The sequence below is a fragment of the Nocardia sp. NPDC056564 genome, assembly GCF_042793755.1.
Lineage (GTDB): Bacteria > Actinomycetota > Actinomycetes > Mycobacteriales > Mycobacteriaceae > Nocardia.
The window spans coordinates 16,829-33,903 of the sequence record NZ_JBHTUR010000031.1 but is presented as its reverse complement, the minus strand read 5'-3'; the positions used below and the strand labels follow the sequence as shown (position 1 = coordinate 33,903).

At 68.6% G+C, this 17,075-nt stretch carries 15 protein-coding genes; 9 read left to right on the top strand and 6 right to left on the bottom strand.

Annotated features, from left to right (window positions below):
- Positions 1–148: 148 nt before the first annotated feature.
- From ACFQ9K_RS42725 to ACFQ9K_RS42705, 5 genes are read right to left on the bottom strand one after another with little or no spacing between them, the layout of a single operon-like run.
- The gene (locus ACFQ9K_RS42725) at positions 149–1,717 is read right to left on the bottom strand and encodes a bifunctional 3-(3-hydroxy-phenyl)propionate/3-hydroxycinnamic acid hydroxylase (protein ID WP_378721298.1); all 1,569 of its coding nucleotides are present in this window, start codon (positions 1,715–1,717) and stop codon (positions 149–151) included.
- Complete coding sequence (locus ACFQ9K_RS42720) at positions 1,714–2,043, bottom strand: invasion protein (protein ID WP_378721297.1); 330 nt, start codon at positions 2,041–2,043, stop codon at positions 1,714–1,716. The genes ACFQ9K_RS42725 and ACFQ9K_RS42720 overlap by 4 nt, the downstream gene beginning before the upstream one ends.
- Positions 2,040–3,986 (bottom strand): acyl-CoA synthetase, encoded by a 1,947-nt coding sequence (locus ACFQ9K_RS42715; RefSeq protein WP_378984464.1) that lies wholly within the window; start codon positions 3,984–3,986, stop codon positions 2,040–2,042. The genes ACFQ9K_RS42720 and ACFQ9K_RS42715 overlap by 4 nt, the downstream gene beginning before the upstream one ends.
- Positions 3,983–4,921 (bottom strand): fumarylacetoacetate hydrolase family protein, encoded by a 939-nt coding sequence (locus ACFQ9K_RS42710; RefSeq protein ID WP_378726825.1) that lies wholly within the window; start codon positions 4,919–4,921, stop codon positions 3,983–3,985. The genes ACFQ9K_RS42715 and ACFQ9K_RS42710 overlap by 4 nt, the downstream gene beginning before the upstream one ends.
- On the bottom strand, positions 4,918–6,051 hold the full coding sequence (locus tag ACFQ9K_RS42705; RefSeq protein ID WP_378726827.1) for a VOC family protein: 1,134 nt from the start codon (positions 6,049–6,051) through the stop codon (positions 4,918–4,920). Before ACFQ9K_RS42705 ends, ACFQ9K_RS42710 begins: the two co-directional genes overlap by 4 nt.
- 132 nt (positions 6,052–6,183) lie before the next feature.
- Here ACFQ9K_RS42705 and ACFQ9K_RS42700 point away from each other — a divergent pair, with 132 nt between their 5' ends.
- Complete coding sequence (locus tag ACFQ9K_RS42700) at positions 6,184–6,834, top strand: TetR/AcrR family transcriptional regulator (protein ID WP_378726829.1); 651 nt, start codon at positions 6,184–6,186, stop codon at positions 6,832–6,834.
- Between the two features lie 342 nt (positions 6,835–7,176).
- On the opposite strand, the gene ACFQ9K_RS42695 is transcribed toward ACFQ9K_RS42700, so the two are convergent.
- Positions 7,177–9,354 carry a malate synthase G gene (locus ACFQ9K_RS42695; RefSeq protein WP_378726621.1) on the bottom strand — a complete coding sequence of 726 codons (2,178 nt, stop codon included), beginning with the start codon at positions 9,352–9,354 and terminating at the stop codon, positions 7,177–7,179.
- Positions 9,355–9,599: 245 nt separating this feature from the next.
- On the opposite strand from ACFQ9K_RS42695, the gene ACFQ9K_RS42690 reads away from it, so the two are divergent.
- From ACFQ9K_RS42690 to ACFQ9K_RS42655, 8 genes are all read left to right on the top strand, one after another.
- Positions 9,600–10,340, top strand: coding sequence for an SDR family NAD(P)-dependent oxidoreductase (locus ACFQ9K_RS42690; RefSeq protein WP_378726620.1), 741 nt, complete (start codon positions 9,600–9,602; stop codon positions 10,338–10,340).
- Complete coding sequence (locus ACFQ9K_RS42685; protein WP_378726618.1) at positions 10,337–11,386, top strand: zinc-binding dehydrogenase; 1,050 nt, start codon at positions 10,337–10,339, stop codon at positions 11,384–11,386. Before ACFQ9K_RS42690 ends, ACFQ9K_RS42685 begins: the two co-directional genes overlap by 4 nt.
- Before the next feature lie 34 nt (positions 11,387–11,420).
- Positions 11,421–12,074 (top strand): TetR/AcrR family transcriptional regulator, encoded by a 654-nt coding sequence (locus ACFQ9K_RS42680; RefSeq protein WP_378726616.1) that lies wholly within the window; start codon positions 11,421–11,423, stop codon positions 12,072–12,074.
- Positions 12,075–12,076: 2 nt separating this feature from the next.
- The gene (locus ACFQ9K_RS42675) at positions 12,077–13,366 is read left to right on the top strand and encodes an acyl-CoA dehydrogenase family protein (RefSeq protein ID WP_378984459.1); all 1,290 of its coding nucleotides are present in this window, start codon (positions 12,077–12,079) and stop codon (positions 13,364–13,366) included.
- A 235-nt stretch (positions 13,367–13,601) separates the two neighbouring features.
- Positions 13,602–14,135: a DM13 domain-containing protein gene (locus ACFQ9K_RS42670; protein WP_378727211.1), complete on the top strand. Its 534-nt coding sequence runs from the start codon at positions 13,602–13,604 to the stop codon at positions 14,133–14,135.
- Between the two features lie 286 nt (positions 14,136–14,421).
- Entirely contained in the window at positions 14,422–14,967 is a 546-nt protein-coding gene (locus ACFQ9K_RS42665; protein WP_378727213.1) for an HNH endonuclease, read from the top strand.
- 27 nt (positions 14,968–14,994) lie between these two features.
- Positions 14,995–15,270, top strand: a complete 276-nt coding sequence (locus ACFQ9K_RS42660; RefSeq protein ID WP_378727215.1) for a WhiB family transcriptional regulator — start codon at positions 14,995–14,997, stop codon at positions 15,268–15,270.
- A 114-nt stretch (positions 15,271–15,384) separates the two neighbouring features.
- On the top strand, positions 15,385–17,052 hold the full coding sequence (locus ACFQ9K_RS42655) for a VWA domain-containing protein (RefSeq protein WP_378723369.1): 1,668 nt from the start codon (positions 15,385–15,387) through the stop codon (positions 17,050–17,052).
- Positions 17,053–17,075 lie beyond the last annotated feature (23 nt).

The following is a 17,075-nucleotide window of genomic DNA, read 5'->3' as shown; positions in this document are numbered from 1 at the left end:
GAAGGCCGACAACCACCCCGAATGGCTCGTGTGGAAGCCCCGACCACACCGCGCCCTGATCGACAGCGTCGCGCGCATCGAGGTCGCCGAGATGCCGAACGGGCGGTGAACAATATCATGCACCTTCCCGCCTGTGGGACACCGCGCGTCATTCGGATCGATCGGCGGCTTTCGGGGTGGGTGAGCCGGTCTGCGCCGGGCGTGTGCTCGGCGTGAAACTCGGCAGTGCCGAGTACAGATCCGACAGTGTTCTCCCGCACGTCTGCACGGTGCCGTCGGGGCGCACGAGCACGGCGTCGGCGCGCCCGCCACGGAGCCAGCGGTGCAGCGCGGTGCCCGGCACGGCACGCAGTATCACACCGCCGCACTGTTCGGCGGTCGCCGCCTCGGCGGGTGACGGGGCGGATGTCGTGATGACGGCGTAGCGCCCGGCGATGAGGTCGTCGACCCGGCGGCCGTCGGCCATCCGTTCGTTCGGCACCAGCCGTCCGGCCAGGCCTCGCCGCAGCGGCGGTGCGGCGACCAGCGCGGAGCGGTGCAGCGGCGGTGATTCGCCGCTGCTGATCGTCCGGGTCAGCCCGGGCAGCCGGTGCAGTCGCGGGGCGAGCAGGCCGCGCAGTCGATTGCCCAGTTCGCCGCCCTCGGCCATCGTCGAGCCGGTTAGCTTGGCCAGACGGATCATCATGTGCGCGTGTGGTTTCCGCTCTGTTTCGTAGCTGCCGAGCACCGATTCCGGCAGCTCACCGCGCAGTACCCCGGCCAGCTTCCAGGTGAGGTTGGCGGCATCGCGCACACCCGCGCCCATGCCCTGCCCGATGAACGGCGGGGTGAGATGAGCGGCGTCCCCGAGCAGGAACACCCGCCCGGCCCGCCACCGATCGGCCAGTTGCGCGCGGAAGGTGTAATCCGCCACCCTGACCAGTTCCAAGCCCCCGCGTTCAGCGTCGGAAAGCCAGGGGGTCAGTAGCGGCCACAGGCGGTCGAGATCACGGTAGACATCGGCGGATTCGCCTGGCCGCAAACGGAATTCCCACCGGTGACGGGTCGCTCCGATGCGCATATAGGTCGCTGCCCGACGCGGGTCGCACACCTGGTGCACGCCGCCCCAATGCCCCGGGTCGATCGGGGATACGAGGTCGACGACCAGCCAGCGCTGCTCGAATCGCAAGTCCCGCATGCGTGCGCCGATCGCGGTGCGCACCAGGCTGTTCGCGCCGTCACAACCCAGCACGTAGCGGGCGCGCACCGACTCGGTCCGTCCTGTCTCGCGATCTCCGAAATCCACTCGGACACAGTCGTTCTCAGCCATCAGCCCGGTGACTTCCACACCGCCGCGCAGCGAGACAGCCGGATACAGCGCCAGATTCGCCCGCAACAGCGCCTCCAGCTCCGGCTGGTCGAACAGATTCGCTTCGGGGAATCCGTTGCGGCCCCCGTCCGGATCGCGATCGAATTGCGCAAGCACGCGATGCCGCGGATCCACTAGGCGCAACCCCAGGGCGGGCCGGGCGATCGCGTCGAATCCCGCGCCGATGCCGAGACGTTCCACGATCCGCCGGATCTCACCGTCGAGATGGACCGCGCGCGGCTGCGGGTAGACGCCCTCCCACCGCTCGAGGACCAGCGATTCGATGCCGTACTGGGCCAGCAGTGTGGCCGCGGTGAGCCCGGCGGGGCCCGCGCCGACGATCACCACCGGAACTGCCGGCGAAGTCATCGGGACCCACCGGTCACCGTGGCCGCGACATCCAGAGTCGTGCCGGCCGCGGGCGCGATTTCAGTTGTGCCGCCGCCGTTTCGGCGAGGGCCGGCCACCGCACCGATCATCAACCGCACCATCCCGCTCCGGCCGATCGCGGGGCGGACCGGTCCCCTCAGCACCCCACCTGCCGCGACGAGCCCGACTGCGCCGATGCCGCGATAACCGGCGGTGGGGTATCCGAGATGCGCCGCACGCTCGTGCGTGGGCGGGACCGCGCCCGTCCCGAGGGACAGGAATTCGGCCGCCGGCACGCCACCGAGCACCGTCCGCACGGTTTTCATTGCCGCACCTCGATTCTCGCGTCGAGCGCATAGCGGCCCAGGATGGCCTCGACCGCGGCCGAGTCTGCATCGGGGTCCAGCGTGACGGTGGCGACGATCGCGCCGTCCTCGACCGCGGCGGCGATACCGGCCACACCGGCGGTCTCGGCCAGCGCATCGACCAGTTCGCGGCGGGTGGCATCGGCGCGCAGACCCAGCTTGTACGGTTTTCCGACCTCGGTCACGGGCAGCGCGTCGAGAATGGTGACCGTTTTGGGGGCGGCGGCGCGCTCGGGTACCCGCTCGGCGGCCCACGCCACCAGTTCGTCCTCGGTGACCTCGGCGCCCGCGATGTGCGCGACGTAGGCGACCGGGACCTCGCCGGCGTGCGCATCCGGTCGCCCGACCGCGCCGGCCGCGCTCACCTGCGGGTGGCTCAGCAGGGCGTCCTCGATGCTCGCGGGATCGATATTGTGGCCGCCGCGAATGATGAGATCCTTTGCGCGACCGTGCAGATGGATGAATCCCTCGTCGTCGATGTGGGCCAGGTCGCCGGTGCTCAGCCGGCCGTCGACCACCGTGCCCAGGCCATCGAGGCGGTGACCGTGTTCGTCGTGGCCGGTCACGTATCCGGCGAAGACCGTGGGGCCGCTGATGACCAGGACACCGGTCTCCCCGGCGGGCAACGTCTCCCACACGCCGTCTTCGGCTGTGCGGACGACCGCGACCTGCTGATAGGGCATGCGCTGCCCCACCGCGCCGGGCCGCGGAACATCCGGGAAGCTGCGCGCGGACGCGCACGTCGCCTCGGTGAGGCCGTATCCCTCCACCAGCGTGACCCCGGTGTGCAGCTGGAAGCTCTCGCGGACCGCGAGCGGCAGCGGGGACGCGCCGACCATCGCGTAGCGCAGGCTGGTGATGTCGGCGTCGATCGGGCATCGGGCCAGTACCGCGTACACCGTCGGCACCGCGCTCATCGTGGCAATTCGGTAGTGCGCCACGATATTCCAGAACTCTGCATAGAGCGTGAGGTCCCGGTATCCCAGCGGACCAGCCCACACCACCGGCTGACCGCGGAACAGCGGCGCGAGCAGCGTGACGACCAGCGCGTTGACGTGGAACAGCGGCAGCGCGGCGAAGACCACCGATCCCTCATCGAGTAGCGAGTTGGCGGCGATCATCCACGCATTGGACACCTCGCCGGAATGACGGTGCGCCGCCAGCTTCGGCACCCCGGTGGTACCGCCGGTATGGAACAGCGCCGCCAGATCCGATGCCGTCGGCGGCTCTCCGTGGAAATGGCTCGAATCCGTTTCGGCCGCAAGGGTATCGAGGTAACCGATCACGATGCCAGGTAGCTCCGGGGCGTTGGGGGCCGAGCCCGACGTCACGTTCGGCGTAACCGCGGGCGACACAGCGGCCGTCGGACGCAACACCAGCAGCGCATCCACGAGGCCGCGCGCCGCGAGTTCGACTGCCGCGGTCCAGGTCTCGGGTGCGAGTTCCGGACCGGCGGCGATCAGGACCCGAGCGCCCGAGCGGCGCAGCAGGTCGGCGAGGTGCTCGTGCGATAGGCCGCCATTGATCGGCGCCGCGATGCCCGCCAGCTGTGCGGCAAGGGCGGCCGGGATCAGCTCGGCGCAGTTGGGTGCGATCAGCGCGACCGCATCGGTGCGGCGCACACCCAACTCGTGCAGCAGGTTCGCGTACTTGTGCACGTCGGCGAGCAGGTCGGAGTAGCTGCGCCGCACTGGTTCTCGCCACCGCGCCGCATCCGGCAGTACGGTGATCGCGGTGCGTTCCGGCCACCGGGTCGCCGCGCGAACCAGCAGGGCATAGGTCGATTCGGGCAGGCCGCGCGCCGCGAGCGGCACCGCTTCGATAGCGGCCAGGTCCTCCGGAGCGGTGTACCGGGGCCAGAGCAAGTCCGCGGCCGAGGCCTCGACTGTCGAGTGGACGGTCATCGGGCATACCTCACTACCGTCCGCTGCCGGCCCAGGTCCAGGGCGCCGTCGTCGGTGCCGATCGCGGCCTCGACCACGTCCCCCTCGTGCAGATACTTCGGATTCTTCGCCTGCCCCTGGAAGAACATCTTCCACTTGACCTTCGGCGGCAGCAGCGAGCCGATGATCTCCACCGGCTTGGGCGGGGCGCTGAGTGCGGTGCCGATCGGGGTGCCGGTGAGCAGCAGATCCCCGGCGTCCATGCGTTGGAAACGGGTCAGCGCGCGCAGCGTCTCGACCGGCCGGTAGATCATGTCCGCGACCGTCATGTCCTGCCGCAGTTGACCATTGACCCACAGCCGCAGCCGCAGGTCCCCGAACCGCTTCAGCTCATCGGCGTCGAGCAGCACCAGCGCCGGGCCGACGGGGGTGAAGGTCGGATACGACTTGGACTCGTAGAACTGGGTTTTCGGCAGCTGCACGTCCCGCGCTGAGATGTCGTTGGTGACCACCAGTCCGGCGACGTAGTCCGCGAGGTTCTCGGTCGAGACGTCGGAACCGACCGGCATGTCGCGGCCGAACACGAGGCCGATCTCCACTTCGTAGTCGAGCAGCCGCACATGCGCGGGCCGGATGACGTCGTCGTGGGGTCCGCTGATCGATCCGGACGTCTTGCGGAAGAACGTGAGCGGAACCGTCTTCGGATCCATCCCCGAATCCCGCACGTGCGAGGCGAAATTCGTCATCTGCGCCACCATCCGGCACGGCGCGGTCACCGGTGAGATCAGCGAAAGGCTCTCCACCGCAACGGTCTCCGTGCCGGACGCGGCCGCGGCGATCGCCGCACGGTGGGCGAGCAGTTCCCGCGTGGTGGTCGCGGTGGTATCGATGCGGGCGGCACCGGCGGGGGTCAGCACCCACCAGGCGTCGGCGGTGCGAAGGATGGATGTGCTCATGAATTGGCCACTTTCATCAGGCCGCGCAGGCGGCGGATATCGAATTCGTTGTCCTCGCGCAGCGCGCCGAGGATCGAGCGCAACTCGCGCAGCGATTCGGCGCCGGGCTCGATGCCGAGGAAGTCCTTGGTCACGGGCGGACCCCACTGCGCCAGACCGGAGGCGCTCATCGGGGCCCAGCCCGGCTCGAGGGTGCAATCGAACATGTCGCCGTCGCTGAAGTGTTCGACCATGAACCCGTCGGGATCGCGCCAGTAGTCGAAGATCTGGCTGCCCTGGATGTGCCGGCCTATCCCCCACGATCGGCGATAACCCTGCTCGCGCAGATATTCACCACCCGCGGCGAGCGCGTCCAGGTCGGTGACCTGATAGGCCGAGTGCACGTACCGGTTCGACGGCCCGAGCGTCAGCGCGAGCGTGTGGTGGTCGGCCGGCACCGAACCCCGGTCGCACCGAACGAAACTCATGACCGGACCACGCTCCCGCTGACCCGGGTAATAGAGGAAGTCGCTGACGATCAGGCCGAGATTCCGCAGATACCAGTCGAGGGTTTCGCGGTATCGCGTCGACTGGATCACTACGTGCCCGAGCCGGCGCACGCGTGCCGGTGCGCGTAGCGGTCGCTGCGTGGTATTCACCCGGGCCACCTCGTGCCCGAAGTTGAAGATATGAGGCTGCTGCGTCGGCAAAGCCTCCAGATCGTGGGTCTCGGCGACCACTCGCACCCGCAGACGACTCGGATCCACCAGGTCGACGGTCAGGCCGCCGAGCGACTCCGGCAACGGCATGGCTCGCGCACCGGCCGCGTCGGCCAGGCGCAGTAGATCGGCGGAATCGGCGGCACGAAAGGCCGGACCGACGAAGCGCGAGCGGCCGCCACGCCGGATGAGCACGCAGGGCGCGCCCGGATCGGTCCCGCGCAGTTGCAACTCGTCAGGCGTGCGCAGTGCCGTTGTGAAGCCGAAGGCGTGGGCGAAGGTCTCCGCGCGGTCCAAGTCGGGTTTCTCGAACTCCAGCCACGCCAGGTCCAGCACCTTGATTACGGGATTGCGCACCCGGCCCGGATGCTCCCCCACGCGGGCTCCATGTTCGCTGTGCAGACCGCTGTGTACGTCGTGATGGCCGCTCATCGACCACTCCCTTCCAAGTACTGACGATATCGTCACTTACGAGCAGGGAGTCAGTCAAGGACTATCTGACGATTCCGTCAATATTGACTCGAACGGCTACGATGGTCAGTCTCGACAGCAGGAGGTGCATCGATGACCGCGAGCAACGGGTCAGGACCCAATCGCCTGGAACGCCGCAAGGCCCGCACGCGCGCCGCGCTGGTCGGCGCGGCGCAATCACTGCTGGCCGAGGGCAAGATCAACGTGCCGATCCTCGAGATCACCCAGGCCGCCGACGTCGGAATGGGCTCGTTCTACAACCACTTCCAGAGCCGCGAGGAACTGTTCCAGGCCGCCGTCGAGGAAGCGCTCGACCGGCACGGCGCCTTGCTCGACCTGCTGTGCGAAGACATCGAGGACCCCGCTCAGGTCTTCGCGCAGAGCTTCCGGCTCACCGGCCGCCTGCACCGCAGGCATCCCACCCTCAGCAAGGTCCTGCTGAACGACGGCCTGCACCTGGCGAACTCGGACCGCGGACTCGCACCCCGCGCACGCCGCGACATCGAGGCCGCGGCCGCGGCCGGGCGCTTCACCATCCATGACCCAGAACTGTCGATGACCATCGTGGCCGGCGCGGCCCTGTGCCTCGGACGACTACTCCACGATCACCCCGAACGCGACGACGCCGAGGCCGCCGACCAAGTGGCCGAAGACCTGCTGCGCATGTTCGGCCTCTCCGCCGAAGAGGCCCACAAGATCTGCCGCCGCCCACTCCCCCAGGTCGACCAGCCACGCGCCGACTGACCCACCGCGGGGCCGCATAGAAAACTTGTCCCACAACCGAACTGAGCCCCGAGCCGCTGCGATAGCGATCTCGGCTGTGTGCTGGCAATCGGCCGCACCCGGGTTGGCACCCGACTACAACTCGATCGAGGGTCATGGGATTGTCCCCAAACACAGCGCTCCCCCGAGCAGGTGAAGCATAGGGTCCCTGTGCCCAGGGGCTCGGTGGGCTGCGATTTCACGCCGACCACCCCGAATGATCCCGGAGCCGATAATCGAAAAGGCCCCGCACCGGGGTACTCCGGTGCGGGGCCTCGAGCTGAAAAGAGTTGCTAGGCGCTACTTTTCAGGGATTCGACGGTGCTACTTGCAGGCCGCCTTGGCTTCCCGCCGACGCCGGTGCAGGATCGGCTCGGTGTAACCGTTCGGCTGCTTGGTGCCCTCCAGGATCAGCTCCTTGGCCGCCTGGAAGGCGATGCTGCCGGCGAAGTCGGGGGCCAGCGGGCGGTAGTTCGGGTCACCCGCGTTCTGCCGGTCCACGACCGGGGCCATCCGCTCCAGGCTGGCCACCACCTCGGCCTCGGAGACGATGCCGTGGCGCAGCCAGTTGGCCACGAGCTGACTCGAAATACGCAGGGTCGCACGGTCTTCCATGAGCGCGACGTCCTCGATGTCGGGCACCTTGGAGCAGCCGACGCCCTGGTCGATCCAGCGCACCACGTAGCCGAGGATCGACTGCGCGCTGTTGTCGAGCTCCTGCTGCTTCTCCTCGGCGGTCCAGTTCGGGGCCGCGGCGAGGGGAATCTCCAGGATCTGATCGACGGTGGCGCGCCGGCCGCCCTTGAGGATCTCCTGCTGCCGCTCCAGCACGTTGACCTGGTGGTAGTGCGTCGCGTGCAGGGTGGCTGCGGTCGGCGAGGGCACCCACGCGGTGTTCGCGCCTGCCTTCGGGTGCCCGATCTTCTGCACCAGCATGTCGGCCATCAGGTCCGGCATGGCCCACATGCCCTTGCCGATCTGCGCCTTGCCGGGCAGCCCGGCGGCCAGGCCGGTGTCGACGTTCCAGTCCTCGTAGGACTTGATCCACTGCTGGGTCTTCATGTCGGCCTTGCGGACCATCGGCCCGGCCTCCATGGAGGTGTGGATCTCGTCGCCCGTGCGGTCGAGGAAGCCGGTGTTGATGAACACCACGCGTTCGGCGGCGGCCTGGATGCAGGCCTTGAGGTTGACCGTGGTGCGGCGCTCCTCGTCCATAATGCCGACCTTGAGGGTGTTGCGCGGCACGCCGAGCACGTCCTCGATCCGGCCGAACAGCTCGCTGGTGAACGCGACCTCGTCCGGGCCGTGCATCTTCGGCTTCACGATGTAGACCGAGCCGGTGCGGCTGTTCTTGAGTTCGGTGTCGCCGCGCAGCGAGTGCGTGGCGATGAGCGAGGTGACCAGGCCGTCGAGGATGCCCTCCGGGACCTCGTTGCCGTCCTTGTCGAGGATCGCGTCGCTGGTCATGAGGTGACCGACGTTGCGCACGAACAGCAGCGAACGACCGTGCAGCACGAGCTCACCGCCGTCGAGCGCGGTGTAGACCCGGTCCGGGTTCATGGTGCGGGTGAAGGTCTTGTCGCCCTTGCTCACCTTCTCGGTGAGATCGCCCTTCATCAGGCCGAGCCAGTTGTGGTAGCAGAGGACCTTGTCCTCGGCGTCCACTGCGGCGACCGAGTCCTCGAAGTCCATGATCGTGGTGACCGCGGACTCCAGCACCAGGTCCTTGACCCCCGCGGTGTCGGTGCTGCCGACCGGCGATTCCGGGTCGATCTGGATCTCGATGTGCAGCCCGTTGTGCTTCAGCAGCACCGAGGTCGGCGATTCCGGATCGCCGAGGTAGCCGACGAGCTGCGACGGATCGGCCAGGCCGATCTCGGTGCCGTCCTCCAGGCCGACCTCGAGCTCACCGTCGACGATCTTGTACGAGGTCGAGCCGATGTGCGAGCCGGTGATCAGCGTCGCGGCGTCGTCGAGGAAGTTGCGCGCCCACTCGATGACCTTGTCGCCGCGAACCTTGTTGTAGCTCTTGCCCTTTTCCGCGCCGTTCGCCTCGGAGATGGCATCGGTGCCGTACAGCGCGTCGTAGAGCGAACCCCAGCGCGCGTTGGCGGCGTTGATCGCGAAGCGCGCGTTCATCACCGGCACCACCAGCTGCGGGCCCGCGGTGGTGGCGATCTCGGTGTCCACGTTCTGGGTGGTGATCTGGAAATCGGCGGGTTCCGGACCGAGGTAGCCGATTTCGCCGAGGAAGTTCTTGTAGGCGGCCTTGTCGTAGTTGGCGCCGGGATGTTCGGCGTGCCACGCGTCGACCTTGCCCTGGATCTCGTCGCGCTCGGCGAGCAACGCGCGGTTGCGCGGCGCGAGATCGTTGATGACCTGCTCGGCTCCGGCCCAGAACGCGGCGGAATCTACGCCGGTTCCGGGGAGCGCCTCGTTCTCGATGAACTCGTGGAGAACGCTGGCCACCTGAAGCCCGCCGACCTGAATCCGCTCTGTCATCTACTGCCTCACTTCTGAGAAAGCCGGGTGGGAAAGACGCATACATGTTACCCGTGGGTAGTGATACCACCCTGTAGCGGGTCGAACGCGGCGTCTCGCCGATATGTTCCGGCGCGCCGATCGTGAGGGGATCGATCAGTCGGCGCGTCGTGCCTTGTCGGCGGTCGGCCGGACAACTCCTTGATTCTATCCGCGCGGGGATTTAATGTACTGATCGGAACATTTTCTGATCGGCAGGAGTGTGCGTGTCGCTCACGGACAAGGTCGTCGTGGTCACCGGGGGTAGCCGCGGTCTCGGCAAGGAGATGGTGCTCGCGTTCGCCGCGGCGGGCGCGGAGGTGGTGATCGCCAGCCGCAAGCTCGACGATTGCGTGGCGCTGGCCGACGAGGTGCAGAACACCCACGGCCGCCGCGCGCTGCCGGTGGCCTGCAATGTGAGCGACTGGGCGCAGTGCGACGCGCTGGTCGAGACCGTGTACGCCGAATTCGGCCGGGTCGACGTGCTGGTCAACAACGCGGGCCTCTCCCCGCTCTACCCGAGCCTGGATCAGGTCTCGGAGGCCCTGTTCGACAAGGTGATCGGCGTGAATCTCAAAGGCCCGTTCCGGCTTTCGTCGCTGATCGGCACCCGGATGGCGGCCGCGGGCGGCGGTTCGATCATCAACATCTCCTCGATCGAGGCGGCCCGGCCCGCGCCGTTCGCGCTGCCCTACGCCGCGGCCAAGGCCGGATTGAACACGCTCACCGCGGGTCTCGCGCAGAGTTTCGGACCGACGGTGCGGGTCAACACGATTCAGTGCGGCGCCTTCGCCACCGACATCGCCAAGGCCTGGCCGGACGAGGTCCGCACCCGGATCACCTCGCTCAACGCGCAGCACCGGGTCGGCGAACCCGGCGAGATCGTCGGCGCCGCACTGTTCTTCGCCACCGACGCCTCATCCTTCTGCACGGGCGCCACCCTGGCGCTGGACGGTGGCTGGCGATGAAGGCACTGACTTATCAAGGCCCCCGGCAGATCTCGTACACCGACGTGCCCGACCCGATCCTCACCGCGCCGGACAGCGCGATCATCCGGGTCACCGCGAGCGGCATCTGCGGCAGCGATCTGCACATCTACGGCGGCCACGGGTTCACCGACAAGGTCGGCTACAGCGTCGGGCACGAGGCGGTCGGCGAGATCGTCGAACTCGGCCCCGAGGTGCGCGGCCTGTCGATCGGCGACCGGGTGCTGGTGTCCGCGTCGGCCGGGTGCAGCCGATGCGCGAAGTGCCGGGTCGGCATCGTCGCGGCCTGCGAGCGCACTCCCCTGGCGATCGACGCCTGCTACGGGCTCGGCGGGGCGCTGCCCGGCGGCCAGGCGCAGTTGCTGGCGGTCCCGCACGCCGAGGGAAACCTGGTGCGGCTGCCCGAGGGCGTCAGCGACGCGGCCGCGGTCGTGCTCACCGACAACGCGCCGACCGCCTGGTACGGCGCCCGCCGCGCCCGCATCGCGCCCGGCGACACCGTGGTGGTGATCGGGCTCGGACCGGTCGGGCTGATGGCGATCCAGTCGGCGTTCGCGATGGGCGCGGCGCGCGTGCTCGGCGTCGACCTGATCGCCGAACGCCGCAAGCAGGCCGCCGAACTCGGCGCCGAACCGGTCGAGGCGGACGACCCGAAGCTCGCCATCCGCGAAATGCTCGGCGGCGGCGCGGATGTCGCGATCGAGGCGGTCGGCGCCGATGCCACCATCAAGCTGGCGATCAGCGCGGTCGGGCACCGCGGGCGGGTGAGCGTCATCGGCGTCAACCAGAACCGCGCCTATCCGTTCCACATGCCGCTGGCCCAGGTCAAGGAGCTCGAATTCCACATCGGGCTGTGCTCGATCCAGTACGAGCTGCCGACCCTGCTGAAGCTGACCGCCGCGGGCCGATTGCGCCCGGAAGTCGTTGTCACCCATCCGCTGCCGATGTCCGAGGGCGCGGACGCCTACCAGCTGTTCGCCGAACGCGCCGACGGCGTGAGCAAAGTAGTCCTGGACCCGGCGCGATGAGCACCGCGGCGCACCGCGAGAGCGGCTCCGGCCCATGACGAGCGGTTCCGACATCGCCCCCACCCGCAGGCGCGGCCGCCCGCCCGCGGCCGAATCGTCGGCGGGCGACACCCGCGAACGCATCGTGCGCGCCGCGGTGGAGCTGTTCGCGGAGAAGGGATTCCACGGCACCGGCGTCGCGGAGATCGGCGACCGCGCCGACGTGCAGCGCGGCGCGCTGTACTACCACATCGGCTCCAAAGAGGAACTGCTCTGGCAGATCCTGCACGACTACATCCAGCTGATGCTGGTCGACGCCGAACGCATCACCTCCGCCGCCGACGACCCGGTCACCAAGCTGCGCAAGCTGATCCACAGCCACGTCGGCCTGATCATCGATCACCGCCGCGAGGTCGCGATCCAGCTCCGCGACGTCACCGCGCTCAGCGGCGAACGCGGCGCACAGCTACAAGCGCTGCGCGACCGCGTGCAACACTGCTGGCAGCGGACGATCGACGCCGGCCACGCCGCCGGACTGCTGCGCACCGACGACCACGTGGTGACCAACAGCGTGCTCGGCATGCTGAACATGGTGACCTTCTGGTATCGACCACACGGCGGGCACACCCCCGCCGAGATCGCCGACATTCTCGCGACCACGTTCCTCGACGGCGTGGTGACCACGACCGACAACCACACGAAAGGCTGACCATGGCTTGGGATTTCGAGACCGACCCGGACTTCCAGCAGAAGCTGGACTGGGCGGCGGAATTCGTCCGCACCGAGGTGGAACCGCTCGATCTGCTCTACCCGAACCCGTACGACCGCACCGACAAGGAAGCGATGGCGCTCATGCGCCCGCTCAAGGAGCAGGTCAAGGCGCAGGGGCTGTGGGCGTGCCACCTCGGTCCGGAGCTCGGCGGCCAGGGCTACGGGCAGATGAAGCTGGCCCTGCTCAACGAGGTGCTCGGCACGTCGTTCTGGGCGCCGTCGGTATTCGGTTGCCAGGCACCGGATTCCGGCAACGCCGAGATCCTCGCGCACTACGGCACCCCGGAGCAGAAGGCCAAGTACCTGGAGCCGCTGCTGGCCGGTGAGATCGGCTCCTGTTACGTGATGACCGAACCCACCGGCGGCTCGGACCCGACCACGTTCAAGACCACCGCGGTGCGCGACGGCGACCACTGGGTGATCAACGGCGAGAAGTGGTTCAACTCCAACGCGCAGTTCGCCAGCTTCCACATCGTCATGGTGGTGACCAACACCGAAGTCAGTGCGTACCAAGGCATGTCGATGTTCATCGTGCCCGCCGACACCCCCGGCCTGGAGATCGTCAAGAACTTCCACGTGCACGGGTTCAGCGAGCACGAGGGACACCTGCGCTTCACCGACGTCCGCGTGCCCGCCGACCACCTGCTCGGCGCCGAGGGCCAGGGCTTCATCGTGGCGCAGACCCGCCTCGGCGGCGGCCGCGTGCACCATGCGATGCGCACCGTCGCGCTGGTGCGCAAGGCCTTCGACATGATGGCCGAACGGGTCGTCTCCCGCCCGATGCGCAAGGGCCCGCTCGCCGGCCTGCAGATGACGCAGGAACGCATCGCGGACAGCTGGATCGAGATGGAGCAGTTCCGCCTGCTCGTCCTGCGCACCGCGTGGCGCATCGACAAGGAACAGAATTACCTGAAGGTGCGCAAGGACATTGCCGCGATCAAGGTCGCCATGCCCAAGGTCATGCACGACATCGCCCAGCGCGCGCTGCACCTGCACGGCGCCATCGGCGTGAGCACCGACCTCCCGTTCGTCGACATGATGAACTACGCCGAGGTGATGGCGATCGCCGACGGCCCCACCGAGGTGCACAAGATCACCCTGGCCAAGGAGGTCCTGAAGGACTACGCGCCCGGCGATCCGGTGTACCCGAGCGGCTACCGCCCTGCCCTGCGCGAGAAGGCGCGGGAGCTGGTGGCGGAGCGCCTCGAACACATCGTCGGCAACCTGTAAGCGCCGGAAAACCGGGCCTCGACGGTATGCCGTCGAGGCCCGGAGTCGTCGCACCGGCGACCGGCATCGCCGGATCGATACGGCCGAATTCAGCTGTCGCCCTGCCGAATCGCACGCGACCGCACGCCGACGACCCGGTTGACGTCAGCAATTGGTCACAACTGAGCACCTGGAAATCGCCGCTCGCCCGTGTTCAATGAGAGACAACGTCTGTCGCGTCATCCGGAGGACAACCATGGTTTCCGCACGCAAGATCGCCCGATCCCCCATCACGTGGACCCTGGCCGTCCTGCTGATCGTCGGGCTCGGCGTCGGCATGGTGTTGGCCCAGCCGTGGCGCCTGTTCACCAATACCACCGTCAACGAGGCCGCACCCTCGGCCACCGCACCCGCCGCGCCGGGCGCGCCCGCGCAGCCACGCACCCTGGCCGGCGGCACCCTCATCGCACACGAGCACGATACCTCCGGCACCGTGCGGATCCTCCAACTGCCCGACGGCACCCGGGTCCTGCGGCTCGAGGACCTCGACACCTCGGACGGCCCCGACCTGCACGTGTGGCTCACCGACGCCGAGGTGGTCGAGGGCAAGGCCGGCTGGTTCGTGTTCGACGACGGCCGGCACACCGACCTCGGCAGTCTCAAGGGCAACAAGGGCAGCCAGAACTACGTGCTCCCCGCCGACATCGATCTGACCGCGTTCACCAGCGTCACCATCTGGTGCCAGCGGTTCCATGTCTCCTTCGGCGCCGCCCAGCTGCACAACGCCTGATCCGCGCCCGGAAATAAATGACCCGACAGCGGTAGGCCCGCTGTGTCACCATGGAATTCGATGATGATCACCAGGTAGCGGTGATCCACGAGCACGCGGAAGGAGGAGGTGGCCATGCACGAGTACGACCCGATTCGGGCGAACGCCGAAGCGGCACAGCGATTGTCGACCAGGAAACCAGCATTCGACCGACAGCTGCGCAGCGCAAACGACGACGGCCGCCTCCCGGCCGGTAACTGACCGCCCCTTCGCCCCGCTCGACCTCTCTCGAAACATGGTGATTCCCATGACATTCCGCTATGCCGCCAACCCGGCGACACTGACCGCCGACAACTGGATACACGCCGGAGTGCTGGTGCTGAACGCCTCCTACGAGGCGCTCGACGAGATCAGCGCCGACCGGGCCATCGTGCTGCTGATGACCGGCGCCGCGGAGTCGATCGCCGACCGGGCCCCGCACTTCCTGATCCGGTCCCAGCACGTCGAGCTGGTGCTGCCGGAGACCATCCGGCTGCTCCGCTACGTCTACCTCGAGCACGCCACCAGGGTGCACGACGAGAGCCGCGCCACCCTGGCGGGCGTGCTGCGCCGGGACAGCCACCGGTGCGGCTACTGCGCCGCCTGGGCCCGCACCGTCGACCACATCCGGCCGCGCAGCCGGGGCGGCCCGAACACCTGGAGCAACCTCGTCGCCTGTTGCGGCCCGTGCAATACGACCAAGGCCGACCGCACCCCCGAGGAGGCGGGCATGCGGCTGCTGTGGCAACCCAAGGCGCCCAACCACCAGGCCAGGCAACAGCGGCGGATCTGGAAGCAGCTCGCCGCCACCTGAACCCATCCGAGAAAGGAGAGGATCGCGATGACCATCCGCACCGAGACCAGCGCGGTCGTGGAACTGACCCTGGCCGAGCTGCTTCCGCTCTCGGACTCCCGAGAGTGGCATCGGGCCGCCTGCCGGGGTGATCCGCAGCACGAGGCGTGGTTCCCGTACCCGTCGCAGGACTTCGACTACGCGCGCGGCATCTGCGCGGGCTGCCCGATCCGCGCGGCCTGCGGTGACTTCGCCGCCCGCACCGGCCAGTCCGGCGTCTGGGGCGGTCACGAGTTCGACCGCGGACAGCTGATCCGCCCGTGACGCGCGCCGCCGTGTCCGCCCCGGACACGGCGGCCGACGGACACGACTTACGGCACGCCGGTGAGGGCAACCTCGACGCGGCCGCAAACCGCAGGTGAACCTACACTGTGCAGCGTGGGCACTCATCGCAGCGGAACCAGATCCCGGGGCGTCAGCAAAGGTCCGGTTATCGCAGTGGTGGCCATCGTGCTGCTCGTCGCCGGGGTCGTCGGCTGGTTCCAGTTACGGGACCGGGCGGCCGACGAGGACAGCGCCGCGGCCGCGGCGTGCGTCTCCGGCGCGTCGACGCTCTACGTCACCGCCGATCCGGACATCGCCGTGCCGGTCAGAGCCGCCGCGGACCGGTACAACGCGACCAAGCCGAAGGTGCGCGATCACTGCGCGCAGGTGGTCGTGACGGCGCAGCCGTCCGCCGCGATCGTCGCCGCGTTCACCGACGGCAAGCCGTGGGATCAGAACCTCGGCCCGCAGCCGGTGCTGTGGATCCCCGATTCCACCCGTTCGATCGAGTCCATGCGGGTCCCGGGCATGATCGAGGGCACGCCCGCGCCGATCGCGGTGAGCCCGATCGTGCTCGCGGTGCCGGACGAATTGCGCGGCGCGCTGGAACAGGCCAACACCACGTGGGCGGATCTGCCACGGCTGCAACAAGGTTCGCTCAAGGATGTCGGGCTGTCCGGCTGGGGCGGTCTGCGCATGGCGCTGCCGCCCGGGGACGCCTCGCTCGCCGCCGCCACGGCGGTGGGGTCCGCGGTGTCCGGCGCGGAACCGCTCACCGAGCAGGCCGCACAGTCGGGCCAGGCCGTCGCGGCGATCTCCGGTCTCGCCGCCGAGGCGCCGGAGGCGGCCGACACCGCCGCGGCGTTCGGCATCATCGCCGGCGCCCCGCAAACGGCCACCGTGCACGCGGTGGCCGCCACCGAGCAGCAGGTGAAAAACCAAGCGGGACTTACGGTCTTCCGGCCGTCCGGCGCCGCGCCGGTCGCCGATCACCCGGCGGCACTGATGTCCGGACCGTGGGTCGACAAGACGCAGAACCTCGTCGGCGGGCTGTTCGCGGACTACCTGCGCGCACCGGAACAGGCGCAGGCGTTCAGCGCGGCAGGATTCACCACCGCACCCGCCGCCGCCCCCGCACCGCCGCGGGCCGCCCTCGACAAAGTCCGTGCCACCCTGGCCAATCCGGTGCTCGGCGTGCAATCCACCGTGCTGGTCGACGTCTCCTCGTCCATGTCGACCACCGACGGTTCGATGACCCGCCTAGCGAATGTCATCGGCGCGCTGAGCTCCACGCTGACGGTGATGCCGCCGGACTTCGGCCTCGGCCTCTGGACCTACGGCAAGAACCTGGACGGCACAACGCCTTACAAGGTGCAGGCCGCCACCGCCCCGCTCACCGACGAGCAACGCACCAAGATCAGCAACGCACTCGGCACGATCAAGGCCGGCGACGTCCGCGCCGACCAGGCATACCCCACGCTGATCGCCGCGTACAAGAGCGCGGTCAACGGATACACCCCCGGCCGAACGAATTCCGTGCTGCTCATCACCGACGGCCCGGAGGACGACTCGACGGTCACCGGCGCGAAACTCGCCGCCGACCTGGCCGCCGCGATCGACAAGTCGCACCCGGTCCGGGTGGACATCATCGTCATCGGCGGCCAGGGCACACAGACGCTGAAGAGCATCGCCGAGCAGTCCGGCGGCACCTACACGAAGGTCACTACCTCCGACGACCTCAGCTTCGGCTCCGCGGTCGTCCAGTCGCTGACCACCCCGTAAAGACGCACCACGTCTGATTTCCC

Coding starts and splice junctions, on each gene's coding strand:
- ACFQ9K_RS42725 (WP_378721298.1), bottom strand. CDS start 1,717: ATGACTTCGCCGGCAGTTCCGGTGGTGATCGTCGGCGCGGGCCCCGCC.
- ACFQ9K_RS42720 (WP_378721297.1), bottom strand. CDS start 2,043: ATGAAAACCGTGCGGACGGTGCTCGGTGGCGTGCCGGCGGCCGAATTC.
- ACFQ9K_RS42715 (WP_378984464.1), bottom strand. CDS start 3,986: ATGACCGTCCACTCGACAGTCGAGGCCTCGGCCGCGGACTTGCTCTGG.
- ACFQ9K_RS42710 (WP_378726825.1), bottom strand. CDS start 4,921: ATGAGCACATCCATCCTTCGCACCGCCGACGCCTGGTGGGTGCTGACC.
- ACFQ9K_RS42705 (WP_378726827.1), bottom strand. CDS start 6,051: ATGAGCGGCCATCACGACGTACACAGCGGTCTGCACAGCGAACATGGA.
- ACFQ9K_RS42700 (WP_378726829.1), top strand. CDS start 6,184: ATGACCGCGAGCAACGGGTCAGGACCCAATCGCCTGGAACGCCGCAAG.
- ACFQ9K_RS42695 (WP_378726621.1), bottom strand. CDS start 9,354: ATGACAGAGCGGATTCAGGTCGGCGGGCTTCAGGTGGCCAGCGTTCTC.
- ACFQ9K_RS42685 (WP_378726618.1), top strand. CDS start 10,337: ATGAAGGCACTGACTTATCAAGGCCCCCGGCAGATCTCGTACACCGAC.
- ACFQ9K_RS42680 (WP_378726616.1), top strand. CDS start 11,421: ATGACGAGCGGTTCCGACATCGCCCCCACCCGCAGGCGCGGCCGCCCG.
- ACFQ9K_RS42675 (WP_378984459.1), top strand. CDS start 12,077: ATGGCTTGGGATTTCGAGACCGACCCGGACTTCCAGCAGAAGCTGGAC.
- ACFQ9K_RS42670 (WP_378727211.1), top strand. CDS start 13,602: ATGGTTTCCGCACGCAAGATCGCCCGATCCCCCATCACGTGGACCCTG.
- ACFQ9K_RS42665 (WP_378727213.1), top strand. CDS start 14,422: ATGACATTCCGCTATGCCGCCAACCCGGCGACACTGACCGCCGACAAC.
- ACFQ9K_RS42660 (WP_378727215.1), top strand. CDS start 14,995: ATGACCATCCGCACCGAGACCAGCGCGGTCGTGGAACTGACCCTGGCC.